This is a genomic window from Aurantivibrio plasticivorans (assembly GCF_055392955.1).
The window spans coordinates 334,598-357,961 of sequence record NZ_AP036020.1; the positions used below are offsets into that span (position 1 = coordinate 334,598).

The 23,364-nt window shown below is 46.1% G+C and carries 16 protein-coding genes; 12 read left to right on the forward strand and 4 right to left on the reverse strand.

Annotated features, from left to right (window positions below; translation table 11 throughout):
- Window positions 1-66: 66 nt before the first annotated feature.
- From ACZ5NB_RS01550 to ACZ5NB_RS01565, 4 genes are all read left to right on the forward strand, one after another.
- Window positions 67-633 carry a rhomboid family intramembrane serine protease gene (locus ACZ5NB_RS01550; protein WP_460231114.1) on the forward strand — a complete coding sequence of 189 codons (567 nt, stop codon included), beginning with the start codon at window positions 67-69 and terminating at the stop codon, window positions 631-633.
- Between the two features lie 55 nt (window positions 634-688).
- Complete coding sequence (locus ACZ5NB_RS01555) at window positions 689-1,153, forward strand: NfeD family protein (protein WP_460231115.1); 465 nt, start codon at window positions 689-691, stop codon at window positions 1,151-1,153.
- Window positions 1,154-1,162: 9 nt separating this feature from the next.
- Window positions 1,163-2,011, forward strand: coding sequence for an SPFH domain-containing protein (locus ACZ5NB_RS01560; protein WP_460231116.1), 849 nt, complete (start codon window positions 1,163-1,165; stop codon window positions 2,009-2,011).
- Window positions 2,012-2,216: 205 nt separating this feature from the next.
- Window positions 2,217-3,338 carry a phosphoribosylaminoimidazolesuccinocarboxamide synthase gene (locus tag ACZ5NB_RS01565; RefSeq protein ID WP_460231117.1) on the forward strand — a complete coding sequence of 374 codons (1,122 nt, stop codon included), beginning with the start codon at window positions 2,217-2,219 and terminating at the stop codon, window positions 3,336-3,338.
- 68 nt (window positions 3,339-3,406) lie between these two features.
- Here the strand turns inward: ACZ5NB_RS01565 and ACZ5NB_RS01570 are convergent, their stop codons facing one another.
- A complete protein-coding gene (locus ACZ5NB_RS01570; protein ID WP_460231118.1) occupies window positions 3,407-3,694 on the reverse strand; it encodes a hypothetical protein in 288 nt (95 codons plus the stop codon).
- 449 nt (window positions 3,695-4,143) lie between these two features.
- Here ACZ5NB_RS01570 and ACZ5NB_RS01575 point away from each other — a divergent pair, with 449 nt between their 5' ends.
- Both ACZ5NB_RS01575 and ACZ5NB_RS01580 read left to right on the forward strand, forming a co-directional pair.
- Window positions 4,144-4,827 (forward strand): HoxN/HupN/NixA family nickel/cobalt transporter, encoded by a 684-nt coding sequence (locus tag ACZ5NB_RS01575; RefSeq protein WP_460231119.1) that lies wholly within the window; start codon window positions 4,144-4,146, stop codon window positions 4,825-4,827.
- Window positions 4,812-6,275 (forward strand): hypothetical protein, encoded by a 1,464-nt coding sequence (locus tag ACZ5NB_RS01580; protein ID WP_460231120.1) that lies wholly within the window; start codon window positions 4,812-4,814, stop codon window positions 6,273-6,275. Before ACZ5NB_RS01575 ends, ACZ5NB_RS01580 begins: the two co-directional genes overlap by 16 nt.
- Here ACZ5NB_RS01580 and ACZ5NB_RS01585 read toward each other — a convergent pair.
- The 3 genes from ACZ5NB_RS01585 to ACZ5NB_RS01595 all read right to left on the reverse strand — a co-directional run bounded on the left by ACZ5NB_RS01585 (window position 6,272) and on the right by ACZ5NB_RS01595 (window position 9,602).
- Window positions 6,272-7,198 carry a DUF6635 family protein gene (locus ACZ5NB_RS01585; RefSeq protein WP_460231121.1) on the reverse strand — a complete coding sequence of 309 codons (927 nt, stop codon included), beginning with the start codon at window positions 7,196-7,198 and terminating at the stop codon, window positions 6,272-6,274. The genes ACZ5NB_RS01580 and ACZ5NB_RS01585 overlap by 4 nt on opposite strands.
- A gap of 68 nt (window positions 7,199-7,266) precedes the next feature.
- On the reverse strand, window positions 7,267-7,845 hold the full coding sequence (locus tag ACZ5NB_RS01590) for an outer membrane beta-barrel protein (protein ID WP_460231122.1): 579 nt from the start codon (window positions 7,843-7,845) through the stop codon (window positions 7,267-7,269).
- A 65-nt stretch (window positions 7,846-7,910) separates the two neighbouring features.
- On the reverse strand, window positions 7,911-9,602 hold the full coding sequence (locus tag ACZ5NB_RS01595; RefSeq protein WP_460231123.1) for a carbon starvation CstA family protein: 1,692 nt from the start codon (window positions 9,600-9,602) through the stop codon (window positions 7,911-7,913).
- A gap of 355 nt (window positions 9,603-9,957) precedes the next feature.
- Here ACZ5NB_RS01595 and ACZ5NB_RS01600 point away from each other — a divergent pair, with 355 nt between their 5' ends.
- The 6 genes from ACZ5NB_RS01600 to ACZ5NB_RS01625 all read left to right on the forward strand — a co-directional run bounded on the left by ACZ5NB_RS01600 (window position 9,958) and on the right by ACZ5NB_RS01625 (window position 22,923).
- The gene (locus ACZ5NB_RS01600; RefSeq protein ID WP_460231124.1) at window positions 9,958-10,776 is read left to right on the forward strand and encodes a phosphate/phosphite/phosphonate ABC transporter substrate-binding protein; all 819 of its coding nucleotides are present in this window, start codon (window positions 9,958-9,960) and stop codon (window positions 10,774-10,776) included.
- Window positions 10,777-10,815: 39 nt separating this feature from the next.
- Window positions 10,816-12,219, forward strand: coding sequence for a PAS domain-containing protein (locus ACZ5NB_RS01605; RefSeq protein ID WP_460231125.1), 1,404 nt, complete (start codon window positions 10,816-10,818; stop codon window positions 12,217-12,219).
- An 88-nt stretch (window positions 12,220-12,307) separates the two neighbouring features.
- A complete protein-coding gene (locus tag ACZ5NB_RS01610) occupies window positions 12,308-13,174 on the forward strand; it encodes a DMT family transporter (RefSeq protein ID WP_460231126.1) in 867 nt (288 codons plus the stop codon).
- 101 nt (window positions 13,175-13,275) lie between these two features.
- Window positions 13,276-15,528, forward strand: coding sequence for a DNA topoisomerase IV subunit A (parC, locus tag ACZ5NB_RS01615; protein WP_460231127.1), 2,253 nt, complete (start codon window positions 13,276-13,278; stop codon window positions 15,526-15,528).
- 452 nt (window positions 15,529-15,980) lie between these two features.
- The gene (locus ACZ5NB_RS01620; RefSeq protein ID WP_460231128.1) at window positions 15,981-22,301 is read left to right on the forward strand and encodes an RHS repeat-associated core domain-containing protein; all 6,321 of its coding nucleotides are present in this window, start codon (window positions 15,981-15,983) and stop codon (window positions 22,299-22,301) included.
- Window positions 22,294-22,923: a hypothetical protein gene (locus ACZ5NB_RS01625; protein ID WP_460231129.1), complete on the forward strand. Its 630-nt coding sequence runs from the start codon at window positions 22,294-22,296 to the stop codon at window positions 22,921-22,923. The genes ACZ5NB_RS01620 and ACZ5NB_RS01625 overlap by 8 nt, the downstream gene beginning before the upstream one ends.
- Window positions 22,924-23,364: the final 441 nt, after the last annotated feature.

Sequence of the window (23,364 nt, forward strand, 5' to 3'; positions counted from 1 at the left end):
GATTATTCCGAGAACACTGGGGTTAGCGATTGATAAAGATTAATTTAATAAGCACTACGTTTTTCGATGAACATTTCTCGTATCGCCGATAGGCTGGGTTATTTGCTTACGGCGGTTGGTCTGCTTGCTGTTGTACATGTGGCCAACGTCTTATTGCAGTACGAGCTTGTTCAATATGGAGTGTTGCCTCGAAACGTTTCTAAAATTTGGCAGATTTTAACCGCACCCTTTATTCATGGTAGTAACTACCACTTAGTGAATAACGTTATTGGGCTGGTAATATTTGGTGCGATTGCAGTACTAAAGTCGAAGCGTTATTTCTTTATCGCGAGCGCCTTAATAATCATCGTCAGTGGTTTGTTGGTTTGGATATTTGGGCGAGCTTCATTGCACGTTGGCGCTAGCGGTTGGATCTTTGGCCTCTGGAGTTTAAGTATTGCTACCGCATTCTTTGATAAACGATTCTGGAATATTGCAATTGCATTGATTGTCGTATTTTTCTACGGCGGAATGATATATGGTGTCCTACCAGGCGACCCACGCATATCATTCGAGTTTCACCTGGCAGGCGCGCTCTCTGGGTTTCTGGTTGCGATGTGGTTGCACAGCAAGAAAGGGCGGCGTAGCCGTTAACCAAGCCATATAACTTTAATAACAACAATAACAAACTCCATAAAGAGGAATCATCATGGTTGATTGGTTGAACGCGAATGCGGAGTACTGGCATTGGTGGGTGTTTGGTATATTTCTGTCGGTATTGGAAATATTTGTTCCCAGTTTTTTCATGATTTGGCTGGGTGCTAGCGCAGTGGTTGTGGGTATGGTCATGCTTGTTGCGCCTATTTCTTTTGCCGTGCAACTGGGTATATGGGCGGCATTGTCTGTTGCCTGTCTGGTTGGGTGGTTTAAGTTTGTTGCACCTAAAATGAAAGATCGAACTCGCTCCGGTATGGCGATGGAAGCCATCAACGGCAAGGTGGGGACTGTACTTGAGTATCAGGTGTCTTCAGGGCGAGGAACATTGAGGTTTTCAGCACCAATTTTAGGCGAAGATGAATGGCGGTTTATTTGTGAAGCCGAATTGGTGCCTGGTGATAAAGTGTCTGTTTTTGACACCAGTGGTAATGATTTATTAGTCAAAAAAGTGAGCTAAGGAGGGAGCATGGAGTCATTAATTCCAGTCATCGCAATCGTTATTTTGGTTATTGTCACTATTGCGCTAGGTGTGCGCACTGTACCGCAAGGCCGTAAAGATGTTGTTCAACGATTGGGGAAATACCATAAAACGTTAACGCCCGGCCTCAACTTGATTATTCCCTATGTTGATACGGTTGCTTACAAAGTCACAACCAAAGACATCGTGCTTGATATCCCTTCACAAGATGTTATTACTCAAGATAATGCGGTCATTATTGCGAATGCAGTCGCTTACATTAATATCGTAAGCCCCGAAAAGGCGGTGTATGGTGTTGAGAATTACATTATCGCTATTCAGAATTTAATCCAGACATCGCTGCGCTCCATTGTGGGCGAAATGTCGTTAGATGATGCGCTTTCTTCTCGAGATCAGATCAAGGCAAAGCTTAAGATGTCTATTTCTGATGATATTTCCGATTGGGGAATTATCTTGAAGACCGTTGAGATTCAAGACATTAATCCATCGCCAACCATGCAAAAGGCGATGGAAGAACAAGCAGCGGCCGAGCGTCAGCGACGTGCTGCAGTGACCAAAGCAGAAGGTGAAAAACAGGCCGCAGTACTAGAAGCCGAAGGTCGCCTTGAAGCCTCTAAGCGTGATGCAGAAGCGACCATTGTATTGGCTGATGCCTCCGCAAGAGCGATTAAATTGGTTACGGAGTCCATAGAGCGTGGCGACGAGCTGCCGGTAATGTACTTACTGGGCGAAAAATACATGGAAACTCTCAATGAGCTGTCGGCCTCCAACAATTCCAAGATGGTCGTTTATCCCGCCGATATCGCGACTGCGGTGAAAGGGTTATTTACTCGCTAATAAGCCTAAGCAATCCAGCCTGCTGAACCCTCGCTAACTTCCGCTTGGCGAGGGTTTTTAAATATCTAAAAGAATTACTTCGAGTCTAAATATAGAGCCTTTGGTTCTATAACTTTACGTGATGAAAACGTAAGAATCTTGTAGAATTCGCGGCTTTTTTAATCATACCTCTATTGTTATAGACTTTTTATCGCAGGGAATTCCTATGAGCACTTCCGGCCAATCTCTTAAAAATGCCGTGTTAGCGGTAAACGACGATCTGCCGATCCGTACTGACCAACCCGTTCATAGTGGAAAGGTCCGCTCCGTCTATTGGTTGACCGAAGCCGATAGTCGTCGCTTGATTGCCGAGAAAGGGTACGATGTGGCGGCCGATGCACCATTGGCGATCATGGTGATCAGCGATCGCATTTCCGCGTTTGATTGCATTTGGCGCGGTGAAGGCGATGTGCGAGGTGTGCCAGGTAAAGGTGCGTCACTTAATGCCATCTCCAACCACTGGTTTAAGCGCTTTCGCGAAGAAGGTTTAGCCGATAGCCATATCCTTGATATTCCCCACCCATTTGTGTGGATTGTTCAAAAAGCTAAGCCCGTAATGATCGAAGCGATTTGTCGCCAATACATCACCGGTTCCATGTGGCGTTCGTATAGCAAAGGTGAGCGGGAATTCTGTGGTATTGCTATTCCCGATGGGCTCGAGAAAGATCAAAAGCTACCAGAATTGTTAATTACCCCCTCTACTAAGGGTATTCTCAAAGGAATCCCCGGTGTACCTGAAGTCGATGATGTAAACATCACCCGAAAAGATATCGAAGATAATTATCAAGCGTTTAATTTCCGTAATCACGATGATATTGGGACTTACGAAAAGTTATTGCGTGAGGGCTTTAACGTCATCAGTGATGACCTTGAAAAACTTAATCAAATCTTCGTCGATACCAAGTTTGAGTTCGGCTTTGTGACGGATAAGGCCGGGAACGAAAAACTTATTTACATGGATGAAGTTGGTACTCCTGACTCATCACGCATTTGGGATGGAGCGAGCTACCAAGACGGTAAAATTGTAGAGAACTCGAAAGAAGGCTTCCGTCAGTTCTTACTTGGTCATTTTGAAGACTCCGACATTCTGCTGAATAAAGACCGGATGGCGGAGCGTTCTGCACTAGCACGTGACAATGAATTGCCGATGGATGCGTTAATGGATGTCTCGAATACCTATCGCGGTATTGCAGAGAAGATTACTGGGGAAAAGATCGAGCTATCAGACAACCCTAAAGCGGAAATTATCGCGATCTTAAAAGAGCAATATGATCTGATTGCTGACTAGTGTTAATTGCGGCCAATAAAAAAGGCGCAGACCTTCCTAGGCTGCGCCTTTTTTTGGCTTATGATAACTTACGCTTTTTGCATGCGCTCTTTATAAGCACGCACTAGCGAGTTAAAGTCTTCCGCGATTGTTTCAATCTTTTTCGTCATTCGACGCTGCGCTAACTCATTGCGTGTGCAACCAATGAATTTCTCAGCAGACTTAATGTAATCCTTAACGTCGTTTTGTGCTTTAACCATTTGAGCGGTTACAGCATCGGCAACGTTGGGTAGTGCAGGTTCTTGTGGCTCTTCACAACCTGCAACAGCGATGTTAGTAAAAAGTAAGCTGGCAAATACCAAAGCGAATAATTTCATAGATGCGTCCTCTTCTAGAAAATGGGTAGCCGACCACTCTGTGGCTGCCCTTGTTCACAAAACTGAGGAGACTATATCGACCGGCAGGTACTCCCTCCAATAATTTATATCCATAGATTTTCAAAAGTTTCTGGTTGGCGCGTACAATAATCTTATTTTTAGTTATCAATTTTAGTTTGGATGTGTGACATACTACACATTCAATAACCATGAGTACTGTCAACCAAGAGGGAGCTAGTCCCTCGATCTAAACGCATTACACTTTTCAACAGTTCTAAAAGTATTTTGAAGAGAAAGTATGCGAAATGCTTGGCAATTTCGTGCAAATAGGCGCGTTAGACGGCGAAATCCGATGTTGTGTTAGCCGCAGGCCGCAATGAGTGGCCTAAAAATTCAGGTAGCCTGGTATCATGGCATCTGAACTTATCTGTCCCTTATGATGTGGTGTAATGGATATTGTAATTAGTGCGTATTTCACAGCGTTCATACTCGGCGCAATTCATGCTATCGAGCTAGACCATTTAGTGGCGGTTAGCGTGTTTGCCGGTTTGAGGCCTAAGTTAAAAGCGGCGGCGAGTTATGGAGCGCGTTGGGGTCTAGGGCATGCAGCGATTGTTGTGCTCGTCGGTAGTATTTTGGCAGCGCTAAATATTCGTTTAGACGCCTACTGGCAATATTGGGGAGAAGCCCTTGTGGGCGCCGCGCTGATCGGTCTTGCTGTCTGGGCTATTGCGGTGAGTGTTAGCAATAGAGGTGTGGTATCGCGGAATGAATCATTGGTCTACGCTTGTCACTCGCAACCAGACGGACTCGATCACGGGCTAACCCAGTCGCAACGGCATCGACATATCCCGACCGCAATGGGCGCATTGCATGGTTTGGCAGGCTCTGCGCCGTTGCTGGCTTTGATTCCAATTACACTGTTGAACGATTTTAAGCAGGCACTTATCTACCTGGTGCTATTTAGTGTCGGTACGACATTGGCGATGGTGATTTATGCGGTGACCGCAGCGTGTGCGGTGCAGGGTTTAGGGGCGCATAAGTTGGGTGAGCGTTGGCTGAGTTTCCTCATTGCCGCGATTACTTTTGGTGTCGGCGTGTTCTGGCTTGTGCAGGCGTGGGCCAACCTTTAGCGATGTCCTTTCTTCGTGTTTCAACCTTGTTGCACCGCTATCTTGGTATAGCGATCGGTATGGTGATGAGCGCCTGGTGTTTATCAGGCTTCGTCATGATGTACGTTCCTTTTCCTAGTGTCTCTTCTCAGCAGCAGGTTAAAACACTTTCCCCGTTATCGACAGCGGAATGTTGTCGAGTTGATTCTTTGCCATCGCAAGCATTGGTTGATGTGAATCGATTTGTAATAGAAATGCACGCCGATCGTCCGATACTGCGAATTAATGCCTCAAATCGAAAAAATCCGATTTTAGATTTGCGTACCGGGCAAGTAATCCCTGCCTTTAGCAAAACGGAATTAATTCAACAGAGCGAGGGTGCCTATGCCTTTTTGTTTGACCCTAACGACGTGGTCAGCACGCAGTGGATCGACCAAGATCAATGGACGGTAACAAACTTTTACGATGTTGATCGTCCTTTGCTGAAAGTCTCTTTCATCGATGATACCGCATTGTATTTTTCTAGTACGCGTGGGCACCTTGCACAACTAACAACTCAAACGCAGAGAACATGGAGTTGGTTTGGCGCGATTCCCCATTGGCTCTATCCTCAGCTGTTACGTCAGCACGATAAGCTTTGGGAAAATGTCGTTATTGCCTTATCTCTGCTGGGCGTATTTCTTACAGTGTTTGGGCTTTATCTTGGTGTTGTAAAGTACAGGCGGCTTCCCAGTGGTCGGCATTCACCCTATCGAGGTGTAGCGTTGTGGCACCATTATGTGGGTTTAGTGTTTGGGTTGTTAGTGTTGACGTGGGTCGGTAGCGGATTATTGTCGATGAATCCTTGGCAACTATTTCAATTAGGTGGTGGTAAGCTCGAGCGAGAAGCTTTAACGGGTGTACCGCTTGCCTCGAGCGATGTAGAACAATTTATTCGTCGATTACCGTCATTGCCAATACCAGAAAACACCAAACGATTAGAAGGTTATGCTCTCTCAGGAAAGCTAGAGATTCTTGCTGTCTCTGATACCGGCGTGCAGCGGTTGAACGCTGAAGATCTCTCGCCTAATCCCCTGACGAGCGACGAATGGCAACGGTTAATTAATAAGGTATCGCTTGAGCGAAAAATCCGTCATGTAGATACCCTGAACGAAGCAGATGGCTATTACTACAACCATCATTCCACGCGCTATTTTCCTGTGCAGAGAGTGGTGTTAGACGATGAGCAATCGACACGACTATACCTGCATGGCGAAAGTGGAGAACTGGTAGGTTACTTTGATCGCGATAACCGTTGGTACCGTTGGCTATTTTCCGGTTTACATCAAATGGATTTTGCGTCTTGGTTACGCGTGCGTCCTGTCTGGGATATTGTTGTATGGTTCTTGTTGATCGGCGTATCGATAGCGACTTTGACGGGGTCCTACCTAGGAATAAAACGCCTGGTTAGAGGTCGTGGAAAAGCTTAAAACAGTTGAGCTTTAGCGGCGTCAACGAGTTCGAGAATTCGAGCAACATACTGATCTTTTGGCCTAAACCCTCCGACTTCTTGCGCCTTAAAATCCTTTTCTAGCTTATCGACGAGCTTCTCAAGCCGTTTGCGATGAATCCCTAAATGTAGTTGCATGGGATCAGAAATAATTCCTGAAAACGAAGCCAGAATAGATAATATCGCCAATATGGCAGCGATACTGACGGCCAGGATTTGCCAGGATGGTGTCGGTGGAAAAAGCGCGTAATAAAGCTTACCGAAAAATGCACCCAACAAAAAATCACTTACAGCTAAGTGATGGGCTATGTAGCTGGCTAAATAAATCCCAATGGCAAAGCCACCGGGGGTGAACTTTTTAAACGCAAATGCACCAACGATCGTGCTGAGTAGGGAATTAGTTATATCGGCCGATGCAGTTCGAGTAATGGTGTATTGATTGAGCGCATCTTTGACCACAGGCTCTAGTTGTTGGTAAAGCAATTGGTGGTCAGTGGATTGGGTGGAGAGTTTATCTAACTCTACAACAATACAAGACTGCAACGATTGCGTAGGGTCGTTGGAGCAAAGTAACTCTGTGTGTATGGCTTGGGCAACGTAATGCTGTACTTGGGTAGTTAAGCCACTTGGCATTTTCAGTAACAGGCGAGCTGGAAACTCTAAGCCAGCTTTTCTAAGCAGAAGGCCAAATAAGATGAGTGCAATATAAATTGGCGCCCAGAAAAGATTAATAGGCGCTTTAATAATATCCCAACCAAATGCCCGACGGTTTGTTTTCCAAGCGCCAGAAAAATTAAAATGCGTGTTACAAAACGCAGGGATGCGAGAGCGGCATTGGCTGAAATAAATAGCAATGCCGCGTTCAAACGCCTGCGTGATTGAATCTGACGTGTGTTTTACCATGCATTAACAATGCGGGTCATGAAGGCAAAGGGCAAGAGAAGCTTTGCTTATTAATAATCAAGCGGTGACTAAAACTCGAATTGAACACCAATGCGCGCCGCATCAATATCGCCAAAATGAGTGTTAGCCGTGACATAGGATAAATCCAAACCAACCAAGTCACTCAAACGAATTTCTAAATCTAACTGAAGGTAATGTTCGTTGTTTTCTATCGTGGTGCCTTGCTCGCTTCCGGCGTTTAAAAACTGCCCTTCCTCAGCGGTAACTCGGTAGCGGATGCGACCTGCTTTGGGTACCAAGCGAACATTGTTGCCGAGCGGTATAGCAACACCTAACGCATAGCGGTACTCGCCGATTTCATGATTATCAAACGTGCTACCTAAGGCCTCAATATTTTCTGCGTAACCATAACCCACTTCAGCGACTACCCAAAAAGGTGTTTGGTATCCTGCTGAAACTTGCGCACCAATAGCGTTACTGGTTCGATCTAAACCTTCGGGAACTAATTCGCGATCAAATGACAGGTGGGTGATCGTGAATTGCGGCGTAACATAGAAAAAGCCATCACTGGCGTTACTAAATGCCGTAGCCGTAATGAGGACAATAAACAAAGAAATTGACGTAATAAGATTTGGTTGGCGTTCCATGCTGAAGAGTCTCGCTATCGATAGGTTACTTTGGCAAGCCAAAGTAACCTAATCGCTGGAGCGAATCAATCCGCCGATACAGCAGGCTCTGCTGGTTGGCCACGTTTAAGGCGTATGATGACAGAAATGGCCTCTAAAATAACAAGCACGCTAACAATGAGTACAATGCTATCAACGACTACCAATAGCCAGTTCTTCGATTCATAAAAACCAATGAGCTGTAAAATTCCAGCAAAGAACGCCATGCAAAGAATAAACACCATGGGAATTAGCGTGTAGTAGGCGGGTCGACCGAGTTTCATTAAGAACACCGATATTACCAGCAAGGTCAAGCTCGCGAGGATCTGATTGGTCGCGCCGAACAAAGGCCAAATGACCATGCCGCCTTCACCCGACGAGCCGCCGGCACCAAACGCAAGCAGTAAACAAGCGGCAACGGCAATTAATGTTGCCGTGAGACCATTTTTAAAAGCGCTAATTTGATAAATCTCTCCCCACTCTTGAATGATGTAACGCTGTAGGCGCACACCAGAATCCATAGTTGTGCCTGCAAATAACACCACCATGACGGCTAACAAGGTTGTCGCGAATTCAACAGGAATGCCCCAGCCTTGATGAACTAAATTGGCGCCGCCCTCAATAAATTTGCCTGCACCACCGGCGGAAAAGCTGGAATAAATTTCTCGCCAGCTGTCAGGTGATGCTGCTAACGCGACACTGGACACGGCAACAATGGTGATTAGCGCAAGTGAGCCTTCACCAACTGCGCCTAGGTAACCTACAAAGCGTCCATCTGGTTCTTTATCAAGTTGTTTAGAGCTAGTACCCGACGAAACAATGCCATGAAAGCCAGACACTGCACCACAGGCAATAGTCACAAATAATAATGGGAAAATACTTGGCGTACCCTCAGCGAGTTGATCGTTGAATGCAGGCGCTGAAATGTCAGGCATAAATAGGAAAACAGAGCCGTACAATAAGACCAGACCAACTAACAGCTGCATGCCATTAATAAAGTCTCGGGGTTGCAATAACATCCATACAGGGAGTAACGATGCAATGGCTGCGTAGATAAATAATATAACGATCCAGCTTGCTTTGGCCGAAAGCCCTAGTAGTTCATCAGGTAATGAAATAGGTAGCACGCTGCCAACATAAATCGAGCAGTAGAGCGCGATAACACCGCCAACGATTAGCGGCAATAATGAGAAGCGGCGCTGTATGAGCTGCCCAATAATTAACGCGACGACAATAGCAGACCACGCAGGAAAGACTGCACCGGGTGTGCCGACAAACGAATTGGCGATTACCACACCAAACACGGCATTCACCATAAGCAGTACTAAAAACACGACCACCATAAAGAGTGAGCGTGCGCGTTTACCCACAACGCTTTCGGAAAGCGCACCCATCGATTTCCCCTGGTGGCGCGCGCTAGCCCACAGGGCTCCCATGTCGTGGACCCCGGCGAAGAAAATGGTTCCGAAAACAACCCATAATACAGCGGGCACCCAGCCCCAATAGACCGCAATGGCGGGGCCAACAATTGGTGCCGCCCCTGCAACGGAGGTAAAGTGATGCCCCCAAAGGACAAATTTATTGGTCGGGACGTAGTCAATGCCGTCTTCAAGTTCGTGAGCTGGCGTGACAAAGTTGGGGTCTTGGCGAAAGATTTTTGTGGCGATGAATTTCGAATAGACGAACCAGCCAAAGCACATGCCGGCGATACCAAATAGAACGATTAAAACGGAGTGCATAGTCACGTCCCCAGTGTCTAGGTAGAGTTAGAAAAAGAATTAGACGATCTGACTGTCTGATGAATATTCGCTCGTTATTGTCGTTATTGAGCGACTGGCATCATACAAAGCTGGCGCGGATGAGCCAATGCTTAAAAGAATGGAATAACGCATGTTTACACTAGGTTTATGGCAAAAACCAAAAAAGTGAGGATCCCTAGCAATACCAGTGGTTAAAAATTGCCCACAGAGGTATAACAGGCGTATAGTGGTCATGTCTGACTGCGTCGAGCCACTGTGCTCGCGGTACGTCACTCTCCGAGGCGCCAGTGAGGGCCTGTAATCAGTTGATTCGTGGTTAAAGCTCGGGGTTTCTATGTCAAATGGACGAAAGATAATTTTGCTTGTCGCCTTAGCGCTTATTCCGCTAATGAGCGCTGATGCAGAACCATCACTTCTCAAAAACGAAGATCCGATTCGTTTTGGTGTTTTACCCTTTATTCCGGCCGGTGTTCTGGAATACCGGTTTCGAGCGCTAGTTCAAGCGTTAAGCGAAGCGCTTGATCAACCGGTGTTGCTAGAAAGTCGTGCCGCCTATGCTCCCTTCCGCGAAGCGCTCAGCGCACACGAATTTGATATTGCTCTGGTTCAACCTTGGGACTATATGGCTGTTCGCGAGAAAGGCTATACCGGGCTGGTGCAAAAAGGCAATCCGTTGCGGGGAGTCTTCGTAACCAACGATGACTCGCTGACAAACGTTTCACAACTTCAGGGTAAAACCGTCGCTTTCCCAGACCAAATGGCCGCTGTCACGTTGACGGCGAAACAGCGACTGATGCAAGCCGGTATCGAAGAAGACGATTATCAAGCCGTTTATCACCGCGATCATCAATCGTGCATGCTGGCAGTAGCCAACCGGAGCGTCGATGCTTGCGTCGTTGGTGAGCGGTTTGGTGAAACGAGTCGCGAGCAAGTCGGGCGTAATTATCGCGTCTTTGGTTATACCGCTCCGTCGCCACCCATATTAGTCATTATTGGTCCTAAATTGCGTCACCTTCATGCGCAGCTTCAGCGTTGGTTTCTTAGCTTGCATGATACAAAAACAAACCAGGCGATTCTTGATAATGCGTACCTGGATAACATTATTGCAATGCGTGATAGCGATTACATCGAATGGTTTGAGTCTCTTCAATAAAAACGTGATGCCTAGATGAGCATCCAATAATAAAAAACTATGTCCTTTCGTAGCAAAATAGTCATTAGCATTCTCGTCCTTGCGTCTACAGTCTTGTTTACCGTGCTGTGGAAGTCCTTGCAATTTTTTGAAGATCGTTTAATCGCGCAAACCCAAGATTCGAATGCGTTTATCGTCTGGCATATTGGTAGTACCAGTGGTTTAACCGCGCTCATGACCAAAGCCTACGGCCAGTTGCAATTTGAATTGCAGACGTTGGTGCAAGAATCGGATTTTGAAAGCTTAATGGTTGTCGATAATAACGAGCGGGTTGTCGCTTCCTCACAAATAGAACAACTAGGGCAATCGTTAACTGACTTTGAGTTGGACTCTACCTGGCAGACCAGCAATATCACCGCAGCGGGTGGGTTGGTGGGAAAAATACTTTATCGCTACGACCACAGTAAAACCCAGGCGATAACGGGAGAAACCTTGCGGTTTGGCTCGGCCGTTGCGTTATCTGGCTTACTATTTGTTGCGTGTGTTGCATACCTCATTGGTACGATGTTCTCACGACGTATCGAAAGTATCGCGGACTCACTGGATGCTATTAGTGATGGGAATTTAGAAAAATTTAACCTGGATACCCGTAAAGATGAAATCGGTTATTTAAGTCAATTTGTTTACGATATGGGGAAGAAAATTTCTCTGCAAATGAATGAGTTGATGGATGTAGAGGAGCGCATGCGTTTGGCTTTGCAGGCGGCAGGTGCGGGTGCCTGGAAGTGGGAGTCCGATGGTAATACGCTGCAATGGTCGGCGAAAAATTTCCAGATACTTGGTTATTTGCCGGGGCAGCATAAGCCGAGTTTTGAATTATGGTTATCCTCTGTGCTGCCGGAAGATCAAGACAAAGTACGTGCCGCTGTGCGAACTATGTGGGAAGAAAAATCCGAGCTTGATGTTGAATATCGCATTGCTCGGCGTCTTGGTGATATTCGTTGGATGCGCAGCGTGGGAAAAATGTTTGTCGATGATAAAGAAGCACCGAAAGAAATCTATGGTTTGCAAATTGATATTACGGAATACAAAAAAGCCGCGATTGAAATAGAAAAACAACAGCTGTTATTTGAGGCTATGCTGAATCAAACTAACGATATTGTCGTGGCCATCGATATCAATGCGCATATCATTACCGCAAACGCCGCTACATTTAGTCGTAGTGGTATGACTCGTGATGCCGTTATCGGTCAGCCCATTGATGCGTTATTGGGTGAAGAGAGTCGAAAAATAGTCAGAGACTTCATCAAAGCCGATATCGATGGCGATATGCCGTCTTCCAATGTCATCACCTGTCGAGCGCAGGTATGCAGAGCGAGTGGTGAGCTTGTACCAATGACAATGACGGTTGAATCACATCTCGACAAAGAGCTGCACCATGTCTATTTACTGTCATTGCGATAAATATCACGAGGGTAGATTGATATTGCGCTAGATTGCCGTACCATACCTGACCGCGCTCCAGCATTAAATGATCCCAGTGAAATCCTCCATGGCAAGAATATCTGTCTCGCTACTAGCCGCCGCCTTGCTAGCGGTTGTATCAATGTCGCTAGTGCCCATTTTAATTCGAACTACATCAGCCAATGAGTTCACCATTGGTGTGGCGAGAATTGCAATTGCTTTGCTATTGGTAAGCCCGGTTGCCTTGTGGCGGCAAAAAATCACCACGTTACGCGCTGCCGACTGGATCAATTTAGCGGTTGTTGGCGCGGTGTTTGGATGTCATTGGTTGACCTACTTTATTAGCATCAAAACGGCCAACGCCTCGGTCGCTGCAATCGCCATTTCCACATACGGTATTCACCTACTTATTCTCAACTGGCTGATAAAAAAACAACAGATAGCACCGTTGGAATGGTTAGCCGTGTTGTTGTGCTTTGTCGGTGTGATTTTGGTCGCGCCAGAATTCAGCTTGAGTAATCAAATCACGGTGGGAATGCTGATTGGTGTCGTGAGTGGGTTTCTCTACGCATGCTTGCCTTTGTTGCATCAACGTATGATCGCCGTGCCCACTGCAACGCGAGCCTGGGGGCAATTCCTGTTTGCGGGTATTATTTTCTTTCCCTTTATCCCGATGACTGACTGGCAGTTAAACACCACGGATTGGTGGTGTTTAATACTTCTAGGCGTGGTCTGTACCGTCATCGGTCACAGTCTCTGGGTAAAAGTCAGCTCTGAATTGCCCGGCGTCATTACCGGTGTCGTCTATTATTTATACGTTCCTATCGCCTTGCTGACGAGCTTTTTTTGGCTGGGCGAATCACTTACCTGGAACAAAATCCTCGGTGCCTGTTGTATTGTTGGAGCCAACATTGGCGTTGCGCTATTCACCTGGTATCGCCACCGCAAAATCTAAGGATAGTGATATCCAGCTATTGCTAGCCGCTGGGCGATGGGTAGAATGCCTAGCACACTAAACATCTTCTTCATTCATTTGCTGAACATCATTGAAGGCCTATGACAGACATTATTCAAACCCCCGAAGCTGAAGAAAGCATCGAGTTAAAAACCTATACCGAGAAAGCCTACCTCGACTACTCCATGTACGTCATCTTGGATCGGGCCCTACCCAACATTGGCGATGGGTTAAAGCCGGTGCAGCGCCGCATTGTTTATGCGATGAGTGAACTCGGCTTAAAAGCCAGTGCAAAGTACAAAAAATCAGCACGCACCGTGGGTGATGTGATTGGTAAGTTCCATCCGCACGGTGACTCGGCCTGTTATGAAGCCATGGTACTAATGGCTCAACCATTTTCGTATCGCTATCCCTTAGTCGACGGACAGGGTAACTGGGGTTCGCCAGATGACCCTAAATCATTCGCGGCGATGCGTTACACCGAATCCAAACTCACACCATACTCCGACGTCTTGTTATCAGAGCTGGGGCAGGGCACGGTCGATTGGGCGCCGAATTTTGATGGCACCATGGATGAACCCTCCGTTTTGCCTGCGCGAGTACCGAACGTATTGCTAAATGGCACGACGGGTATTGCCGTTGGTATGGCGACAGATATTCCGCCGCATAATTTACGCGAAGTGGTTAACGCAACAATCCATCTGTTAGAAAACCCCAAGGCTGGCGTGACGGAATTATGTGCGCATATTCTTGGGCCGGACATGCCAACGGATGCAGAAATCACAACGCCCCGAGCCGACCTTATTAAACTGTACGAAACCGGTCGCGGCAGCATCAAAATGCGCGCGGTGTGGGATAAAGACAGTGGCGATATTGTCATTACTGCCTTGCCGCATCAAGTCAGCGGTGCAAAAATCCTTGAGCAAATTGCGCAGCAAATGCAGGCCAAAAAATTGCCGATGGTCGCCGATTTGCGTGACGAGTCTGATCACGAAAATCCAACACGCTTAGTGATTGTGCCTCGCTCGAATCGAATTGATGTCGAGCAATTAATGAATCACTTATTTGCCACCACCGACCTTGAACGCAACTATCGCGTTAACCTCAACATGATCGGCATCGACGGCCGCCCCGGTGTGAAATCACTCGATAAAATTTTAGGCGAGTGGTTGAGCTTCCGTATGGTGACGGTGCGTCGTCGTTTGCAGAATCGTCTTGATAAAGTGCTCAAGCGGTTACATATTTTGGAAGGCTACTTGGCGGCGTTCCTCAATATTGATGAAGTGATCCATATCATCCGCACCGAAGACAAACCCAAAGCCGTTATGATGGAACGCTTTGGTATTACCGATATTCAAGCGGAAGCGATTTTAGAATTGCGCTTACGGCAAATCGCCAAGCTCGAAGAAATTAAAATTCGTGGTGAGCAAGAAGAGTTAGAAAAAGAACGTGAACAACTGGAAAAAATTCTCGGTTCGGCGGCGCGTTTAAAAACACTCATCAAAAAAGAACTGCAAGCCGTTGCCGATGAATTCGGTGATGACCGTCGTTCACCACTCGTCGAGCGCGAAGAAGCGCAAGCACTGGATGAAAAAGATTTACTGTCCAGCGACCCAGTTACTATTGTGCTATCAGAAAAAGGCTGGATTCGTTCTGCCAAAGGCCACGACATCGACCCGACTGCACTGAATTATAAATCGGGCGATAGCTACAAATATTCCGCGCTTGGTAAGAGTAACGAGTTTGTGTACTTGTTTGACTCAACTGGCCGCAGCTACGCCATTGCAGCACACACCTTACCCTCTGCTCGCGGCCAAGGTGAGCCAGTTACCGGTCGCTTAAATGCGCCTAGCGGTGCATCCTTCGAAGGGTTGTTTATGGGTAGCAACGATCAAGCCGTGTTACTCGCCTCCGATGCGGGCTATGGTTTTGTCGCCACCATTGGTGATCTCTTTACTAAAAACCGCTCCGGTAAATCAGCATTAACGTTACCGAAAGGTGCCAAAGTGTTATCGCCCTGCTTAATTAAAGATGTTGAAAACGATTTAATTATCGCCATTACCAACGAAGGCCGGATGCTAAGCTTCCCGGTCAAAGATTTACCCGTTATGGCGCGCGGCAAGGGCAACAAAATTCTCAATATCCCCAGTAAGCGTTTGCAAGCCCGCGAAGAATTTTTAGTGGCCGCCGCAACCGTCAATGCCAAACAAGAATTGGTGCTCTACGCGGGCAAACGCCATACGCGATTAAAAATGGCAGACCTCGATCACTACCTGGGAGAGCGTGGTAGGCGTGGTAGTAAACTGCCGCGCGGCTTCCAGAAGGTGGATGCGTTTGAGGTGGTTGATAAATAGTTGTCGTGGCACTTAGTCAAGGAAAGCCCCTTTAGCTGAAAAGTTAAAGGGGCTTTTTGTTGAATTGGACGACAAAAATTAAAAATATTTGTTATAAGCGGCCATTTTAATATTGATTTTTATAATTATTGCACTAAGAATAACCAAAACGAATTTCGCGCTAACAATAACGTATTGTAAAAGCGAATAATTTATTGGGGGTTGGGCCTCGGTTGGCTTTTTCTTAGGCCGAAAGTACGCCTAACGTTAGCATCGATTGTATCGATCACGTCGCAAGACTAATAATGAGGTAAGCGGCGCTTAGCTGCCGTATACAGTGAGTTGATTACGAAAGGCATTGGATGCCAGTCTGATGTAAAAACTGTTTTCTTTTCTCGATAATTGCTCTTTGGGCAGGCATTCGTTCGGCCTAAAAAAGAGTGAGCTATGTTACGTAGATAATTGGGGTTGTTATGTTTGGGGTTTTTCAGCGCAAGTCATTTCACGTTGTATTTGCTTTTCTTACTATTGCAATGGGCGTACTGCTCTCGCAGGTTTCGTCGGCGCAAGTTTATGAGGTAGGAAATAGTTATACGAATACGACGGGTAATTTTAGCCTCAATATGAATGTTGTGGGGCCCTATGTGTCGTTTAAAGCTGATTTGATCGAAGTATACAAAGATGGTGTTTTCAATCAGTCTTATAGCACCCCTCCTTCAGCCAATACTTATAGCTTTTCATCCGTCCCAGCCGGTAATTACGAATATAAGCTGTACTTTGAGATAGCTTATCCTGGCTATTACTCGAAATACCCTTTGGGTTCGGTATTTGTTATGGTTGCCGCGCCCTCCCCACCTGCGACGCCAGGAGCTATTAGTTTTAGCAATCTATCTCATGCATCTTCAAGCAAAGATATTGATGGAGGCTTTACGGTTAATTGGGGCGCTGCTAGCGGCTCTCCGACATCTTATCAACTTTATCAGCGTAAAAATGGCGGGAGTTGGAGTCAAATATATTCAGGGTCGAGTCGATCCAAGTCGCGCAGTCTCTCTGATGGAAGTTATGACTACAGGGTGCGCGCGTGCAACGCGGCTGGATGTGGTAGTTACACTGCTGTTAAATCCGTCCAAGTAGTGCTTCCTCCTGGGGTGCCTGGTACACCTACGGTACCTTATCCGGTCAATTCATCCACTTTTACAGTATCTTGGGCGGCCGCCTCGGGGACTTCAATTAGCTATCAACTTCAGCGTGCAATTTGGGTTGATGTTGGCTCACCTTCCTGGTCAACAATTCAAAATTCGGCTTCGACGTCTAAGCAAGAGTCGCAACTAACGAACAATGAATGGTATACCTATAGAGTTCGCGCGTGTAACTCTAGTGGTTGCTCGGCTTGGGCGCAAAGCGGAATAGTTATGATTCAAATACCGCCTGCAGCGCCGGTATTAAGTGTCGATGCTTCTAACTCACAACGTAGAGCCTATTTAACGTGGGTAGCTCAAAGCAATGACTTAACAAGTCTCTCAGTCCAGCACTATATCGATGGTTCTTGGAGGAAAGTGGCAGACGTTGGTGTAAGTGACCGAGAATACACGCATCATGCAGTAAGATTAGGTACTACGAATTACCGTGTTGAGGCTTGTAATGAAGTTGGTTGCAGCTACTCTAATGCAGTTTCAATAAGTATTAATGGTGAGTTACCTGAATTTTCAGAGTTACCTGAAGCGCTTCATGTTGACCATAGAATTAATCGCCAAGGCGCTTTGGAGCTTTCCCTACCCATAAAAACTATGCCGGGCGTTAACGGTAATGCTCCAAGTCTTGTGCTAAGCCACAGCTCACATTTTGCCGGTGCGTTGTCGAGTAGTTCTACTTGGAAATCGGAGGATAATGCGCCAACTCCTCTTCAGTCTGGCTGGTCGTTATCCGGTTTAGCTCCAATATCCACTTGTGACTTGCCTTCCACTTTACTGTTCCCTGAAAACGAGATGAGGTATTGCTATAAAGGGCACAAGCTAATACCGGAGGATTGGGATCGAAGAGGAATTGTGGGTGCAATCTATCGTGCAGAAAAGAATTCTGATGAGCAGTTTATTTATAGGGAAGATGCAACCGGATCAGCGTACTTTGAAATGCATAAGGGGGGCAAAACATACCTATATGGTTCGACGGAAAATAGTCGATTGAAACGTTGGGATGATGTTCCGTACAACCCAGATTACCTTCCTGAGGGGACGACTGATAAAGACTTCTGGTATCCCAGTAAGGTGATTGATGCTTTTGAAAACGAGTTAGACATTATTTATGGAAAGGCGTCAGAAGAGAGAATCATTGCAGGAAATAGTTACGAATATAAAGAAATATATCCGGTAAGTATTCGCTACAGTGGATATGAAGTCGTTTTGGGGTATCAGCCTCGTAGTGGTGAGCCCACTATTGGCGCAGGTCTATGGCAGCTGGTTAGCATTCAAAACAATTCGAATGGCGCACCTGTATCCGAGTATCTATTCAATTATCGAAGCGAAGGGCAGTCTGAGGTTCTGGATTCAATTCGCTATTGCGGGTATGACGCTGCAGGGATCAACCTATCGTGTGGTCTACCCAATGTGTTTAGCTACCGAGTCAACGGATACGATATCATCAAAGCCCCATCAGGGAGTCCGCTCAATACTGTCGATAGGTATAGTGTCGATGAAATCGATAATGGGCTGGGTGGTATTCGTAAATTCTTCTATGAATCTGAACAAACTCGTCGTCAGCAGGAAATAGCACGCGGCTACACGGACTTTGGTGATGAGCCCCAGCTACCCCCTATTAACTACAATTGTCATAGTGATGCTGTCTGTGGCGACAGTTTGCAAATCGAGGCTATTGAATCATCCAATGGGTTAGGTGGCTTTAATCGCACGGAGTATGATTATCGGTTTATACACAGTGAAGTGAATTCTGAATATCGTCAAACGTTACCGGATGGAAGTTACAAATACAGTCGCTTTCATTACAAGGCAGAAGAGGGTGATGGCCTGCCTCAAAAGGAGGAGCGTTACTTAAACCCTCTTTATATTAGCAACAATAATGTTCTTTTATCTAAGCAGGAGCGCTATTGGAACTACGCCGATGGTTATGCATTAAATTGGGATGGGCTGTATTATGAGCGTCCACGCTTTTACAAGCACTTCCTCAAACTCGAAGAAACATACATCGTAGATTACGGCGTGACAACTGGCGCGGTCATCACCGAAAACAACATTACGTTTGAAGGTAATGGTCAAGCTCGCAATCGAAGTATGTATCAAGACAGCATGCAAACCACTGTTTCCACGGGTTATGGTTATTCGCCTACAGGCAATTTTACGCCCGGTACATTTAACAACCTAGAGCATCGCAAAGTTGTTAGTACCCAATACAACAACAATGCAGCAGACTGGGTATTGGGCTTTGCTGAAAGTGTGTCGACGTCGTACATTGACCCAAGCAACTCGGCTAACAATAAATCGCAAACGGTGACGAACACTAAACATCGCAGTGACTCGTTAGCGTTGGGTGCCTCGACGACGACAACCGCAGAACACACCGTAACAGAAGATCCAGAATACGATACCAATGGCAACCCTGTGTCTATAACCGTATCGGGCACTGGATTTAGTTCGCGCACCAGTGAAATGGTTGAGTATATTGATAACCGTTACCCTCGTTATCAAATGAATGCAGAAGGTCATTTGTCGGAGTACGAATACGATCTGCGATTTGGCAAGCCTAAGCGTGTTACTGATCCCAATGGTTTGGTAACCGAATACGAATACGATGCCTTTGGCAATTTAATCAAAGAGACCTTGCCTAACGGTACGATCATCAACACCTCGAAAATTTTGTGTGATGCACTGTGCCCATCGGTAGGTTCCATAGCGCCCACCTATAAAGTGGTAAGAACTACCGAGCATGCCTACGAAATTAATAAAGGCGCACCGGATTCCACCACCTACTACGATAGCCGTGGTCGCGAAATTCGCATCGTGACCGAAGGTTTTGATGGTGAAGATCTTAAGGTTGATATTTATTACGATTACTTGGGTCGAGTTGAAAAACGCAGTGTGCCTTATGTCACAGGTTCACCAACCTACACCGAGTTCGAGTACGACCATTACGATCGCCCTACTACCGTCAGCAACGCCGATGGCAGTTTAGTGGAATACGACTACGAGCAATTGAATGATCGACGTCGTGTGACTAAAACCACCACGATTGTTGGGCCGGGTACAAACAAAACCTATACGCGTGTTGAAGAGTACAACATCCTCAATCAACTCATTGTTAGCTACGATGCCTACGGCACCGGCGACCAAGTCAAAACCGAATACGGTTATGATGCGATGGGTAACAATACCTGGGTGCGTGTCAATAGTGATGCCGATACCGATGTCATTTCTGATTTTGATAACCGCGGCAACATGACGCAATTGCAAGACCCGAACGCCGGCACTATTAATTACGTCTACGATGGTTTAGGTCAAGCCACGGAACAAACCGATGCGCGGGGTATTACCACCAAGTTCTACTACGACAAGTTAGGTCGCATGACGCAGCGGATTGATGATCACCTCGGTAGCGATCAAATGACCAATACCTGGTCCTACGATGGGCAATACCAAGGTGTGCTCGATTACAAATCGCGTCCCGGCTTTACCGAGACCTACCAGTACACATCATTATTGGAAATGGAGACCATCACCACCAATATCAACTTGAATAACTTCACTGAGAGTTATCAAACCGATATCACCTACGATGGTTACAGCCGCGTAGAGACGCAAAACTACCCATCCGGCTTAGAAATATTTAATGTTTATAATGACCACGGCTTTGCCAGTGCCGTGCGACGCGATAGCGTCAGCGGTCCCTTGGTGTACCAAGTCACAGCAATGGATAATCACGGCAACATCAGTGATACCGAATGGGGGAATGGTTTAAGTAGCCAGCGCAGCTATAACCCTATCACCGGACAATTAGAATCGATCGTGACGGGTAGCGGCAGTATTCAAAACCTTGAAATTGAATGGTGGTCCGATAACACCGTTCACAGTCGCACCAATCACCGTTTAAGCGGCAATCGTGAAGTCTTTAATTACGATAATCTAAAGCGCTTACGCGGCTCGAACATTAACTCCACCGGTGGTTCACGCACTTTGGGTTATACCTATGATGCGTTGGGGAATATTAAAACCAAAACCGACTCAGATGGTCACAACCTCACCGGTTATCGTTACGATTTAGATAGCAGCGCGCATCGTCTAAACCGTGTAACGATTAACGGTACGCAACATGATTTTGTTTACGATGCGAGCGGTAATATTGTTAAAGACAATGTTGCGGGCGTCGCTGACGATCGCGATATCAGTTATAACGCGTTTGGTAAACCCTATTTAATTACTAAGGGTGATACGGCATCGCCAACGGCTAAAGCATTTTTCGAATACGATCCGGATACCTCGCGTTTCTACCAAGAAAACCATCGCGGCGATAAAACCGTGTATCTATACGGTGGTAATTTTGAAGTGGTGATCCCGGCAACCGGTAGCATCATGACGATCGAGAAAACCTATCTCAGTGGTGCGATTCACTCGCGTGAAGTGGGTATCGATATGCACGTCGATGAGAAAATGCTCTACACCCATACCGATCACTTGGGTTCGATTAATGTCATTACCAATGAAGATGGGGAAATCGATAGCGGTAAAGATTTTGATCCCTTTGGTGGCTATCGTCATCTCGATTGGAGTGCGATTAGTGCAGCACCGACTTGGTTGAAGCAAGCGCAAACGACATCGCGCGGTTTTACCGGGCACGAGCAGTTGGATGATGTCGGTTTAATTCACATGAATGGGCGGGTGTATGATCCATTGCTTGGGCGATTTATTTCGCCGGATGTGGTGGTGCAGGCACCGCACTTTAGTCAGAGTTATAACCGGTATGCGTATGTTTGGAATAATCCGGTGAGTATGATTGATCCGACGGGGTTTTTAGGGAGTTATATTGACGGTAGTAGTTTTGCTGTTAACGGTGGGTTTTTCTCAGATTCAGGTTCTGTTGAACAGGATGAGGATCCAGAGCCGGAGCCGGATACATCAGGCAGTGGTGGAAACAGTGGTGGTGATAGTGGGAGTGGTGGTGCGCCTGTTCTAAATGAGAATGGAACCTTTAGTGAGGGGAATGGGAGTGAAGAATCTGATGCTGCTGGTACAGGCGGCAGTGAAGGATTGAGCCCATTAGCCCGATGGCTTAAAGAGGCTGGTGTTGAAAGGAGCGCTACAGTCAAGATAACTTGGAAGGGGAAAAAATATGAAGTCCCTCGGAGTCAATACGAAGAAGCTATTAAGTACATCAAGGCCAGCATACCTAAGCAAGCAGCAATGAAAGATGGGGATGCGGTAGAGTATTATGGGAGGTTGTATTTGAAGTCTGGGAAAGCTGTGGATGGAATACCCGTGCCAGGGTTTCCAAACAATCTTTGCTATGGTGGTAGTGTTGCGGCATGTAAGAGTAAGGTTTCCAACTCTGTTGCTGCTAATAAAAAGGCTGCAAATATTTCAACTAAATTGATGATGAATGTTCATCTTCATCCTGGAACTGATAGTCATAGCATGAGATTTTCTGATTCTGATACGAGCTTGAGCAAAGCTGGAGCTATGCCGGTTTTTATAGGAAATATGAAAGGTGATATTGGTGTCTTTTTACCTGGGATGCCATCACGAGGCGGTTATGGGCCGACTCTATGTAGCGGGTGTGCGCGAAATGACTGATCTCACACGTTCGATATTTATTTTGATTTTCTTGTCTCTAGTGGGGTGTGTGTCGATTTCATCAATTGGTGGAAACAAAGATGACTCTTTATATAAGCTAGAGCCTGTATCCGTCCAAGCTGTACCAGGCTTTCCTGGCGAGGGGGTGATTGAAAACTTAAGGTTGGTTCATGTTTCGGACATGAATGGAAACAAGGTTCTCCCAAAAACGACTGAGGAGGCTGTTGGGTTGCTAAAGTTAGTTTTTGACGAAAAGCTGAAATCTGTGTTGCGAAACGGTGTGGTAATGCACCTAGATAATTCGAATGTAAACTTTTCTGAGGCAGATCTAGATGGTTTATGGGAGTCTATAAATGTAAGTTTAGATTCTGCCTATTCTGATTTTGGGCTTTCTAAAGGCGCAGGTTTGAGCCTAATTTTTAGCGAATTGAGCACCATGTTTGAGCTAAATTACTTTGGGTCGTCTGAGTATTATGGAGAGCTTCAGCTATCTGCTGCTAATAAAGGGCTATCTTATCCAAGTGATATTTTATATTTCATTTTGCTAAATTATTTTGATGAAATTGATATAGATGGCTATGAAGGTAAAGTTTATACCAAGAAGTTGATTGAAGAAGAATAAATAGGACACCCATAAATTTGACATCTCTAATAGTAAACATAGAGTAAACATAGAAGTGTGCAAAATATAACAAACACCCGCAAGATTAAATAGGACACCCATAAAATTGACATCTCTTCCGCTCTGCCCAGCTTCAAGGAGTAAGTGCACCGGTTAGTTCAGTATAGGCCTCCAGCGGGGTTTTGTAACCCAGGCACTTTCGGGGCCTGTAGAAAATAAATAGGACACCCATAAATTTGACATCCGTTCCGCTCTGCTGTAAAGTTCGCCACCATGACCATAAACCGTGAATCGCAAGTTAGCTTAGACGCTACGCCGTTTTATCACTGTTATGTGCGCTGTGTACGGCGTTGTGGCCAAGTAAAAAAGTTGTGAACTAGTTAATAAGAACTTTCAATAGCTTACAAGCGACTACTTCTTCCGAGCTAACAATAAAGTCTT

What these genes read in the sequence shown, in the direction of transcription:
- ACZ5NB_RS01625 (WP_460231129.1), top strand. Translation starts at nt 22,294, where the DNA reads ATGACTGATCTCACACGTTCGATATTTATTTTGATTTTCTTGTCTCTA.
- ACZ5NB_RS01620 (WP_460231128.1), top strand. Translation starts at nt 15,981, where the DNA reads ATGTTTGGGGTTTTTCAGCGCAAGTCATTTCACGTTGTATTTGCTTTT.
- ACZ5NB_RS01550 (WP_460231114.1), top strand. Translation starts at nt 67, where the DNA reads ATGAACATTTCTCGTATCGCCGATAGGCTGGGTTATTTGCTTACGGCG.
- ACZ5NB_RS01590 (WP_460231122.1), bottom strand. Translation starts at nt 7,845, where the DNA reads ATGGAACGCCAACCAAATCTTATTACGTCAATTTCTTTGTTTATTGTC.
- ACZ5NB_RS01575 (WP_460231119.1), top strand. Translation starts at nt 4,144, where the DNA reads ATGGATATTGTAATTAGTGCGTATTTCACAGCGTTCATACTCGGCGCA.
- ACZ5NB_RS01595 (WP_460231123.1), bottom strand. Translation starts at nt 9,602, where the DNA reads ATGCACTCCGTTTTAATCGTTCTATTTGGTATCGCCGGCATGTGCTTT.
- ACZ5NB_RS01610 (WP_460231126.1), top strand. Translation starts at nt 12,308, where the DNA reads ATGGCAAGAATATCTGTCTCGCTACTAGCCGCCGCCTTGCTAGCGGTT.
- ACZ5NB_RS01600 (WP_460231124.1), top strand. Translation starts at nt 9,958, where the DNA reads ATGTCAAATGGACGAAAGATAATTTTGCTTGTCGCCTTAGCGCTTATT.
- parC (WP_460231127.1), top strand. Translation starts at nt 13,276, where the DNA reads ATGACAGACATTATTCAAACCCCCGAAGCTGAAGAAAGCATCGAGTTA.
- ACZ5NB_RS01585 (WP_460231121.1), bottom strand. Translation starts at nt 7,198, where the DNA reads ATGGTAAAACACACGTCAGATTCAATCACGCAGGCGTTTGAACGCGGC.
- ACZ5NB_RS01560 (WP_460231116.1), top strand. Translation starts at nt 1,163, where the DNA reads ATGGAGTCATTAATTCCAGTCATCGCAATCGTTATTTTGGTTATTGTC.
- ACZ5NB_RS01565 (WP_460231117.1), top strand. Translation starts at nt 2,217, where the DNA reads ATGAGCACTTCCGGCCAATCTCTTAAAAATGCCGTGTTAGCGGTAAAC.
- ACZ5NB_RS01605 (WP_460231125.1), top strand. Translation starts at nt 10,816, where the DNA reads ATGTCCTTTCGTAGCAAAATAGTCATTAGCATTCTCGTCCTTGCGTCT.
- ACZ5NB_RS01555 (WP_460231115.1), top strand. Translation starts at nt 689, where the DNA reads ATGGTTGATTGGTTGAACGCGAATGCGGAGTACTGGCATTGGTGGGTG.
- ACZ5NB_RS01570 (WP_460231118.1), bottom strand. Translation starts at nt 3,694, where the DNA reads ATGAAATTATTCGCTTTGGTATTTGCCAGCTTACTTTTTACTAACATC.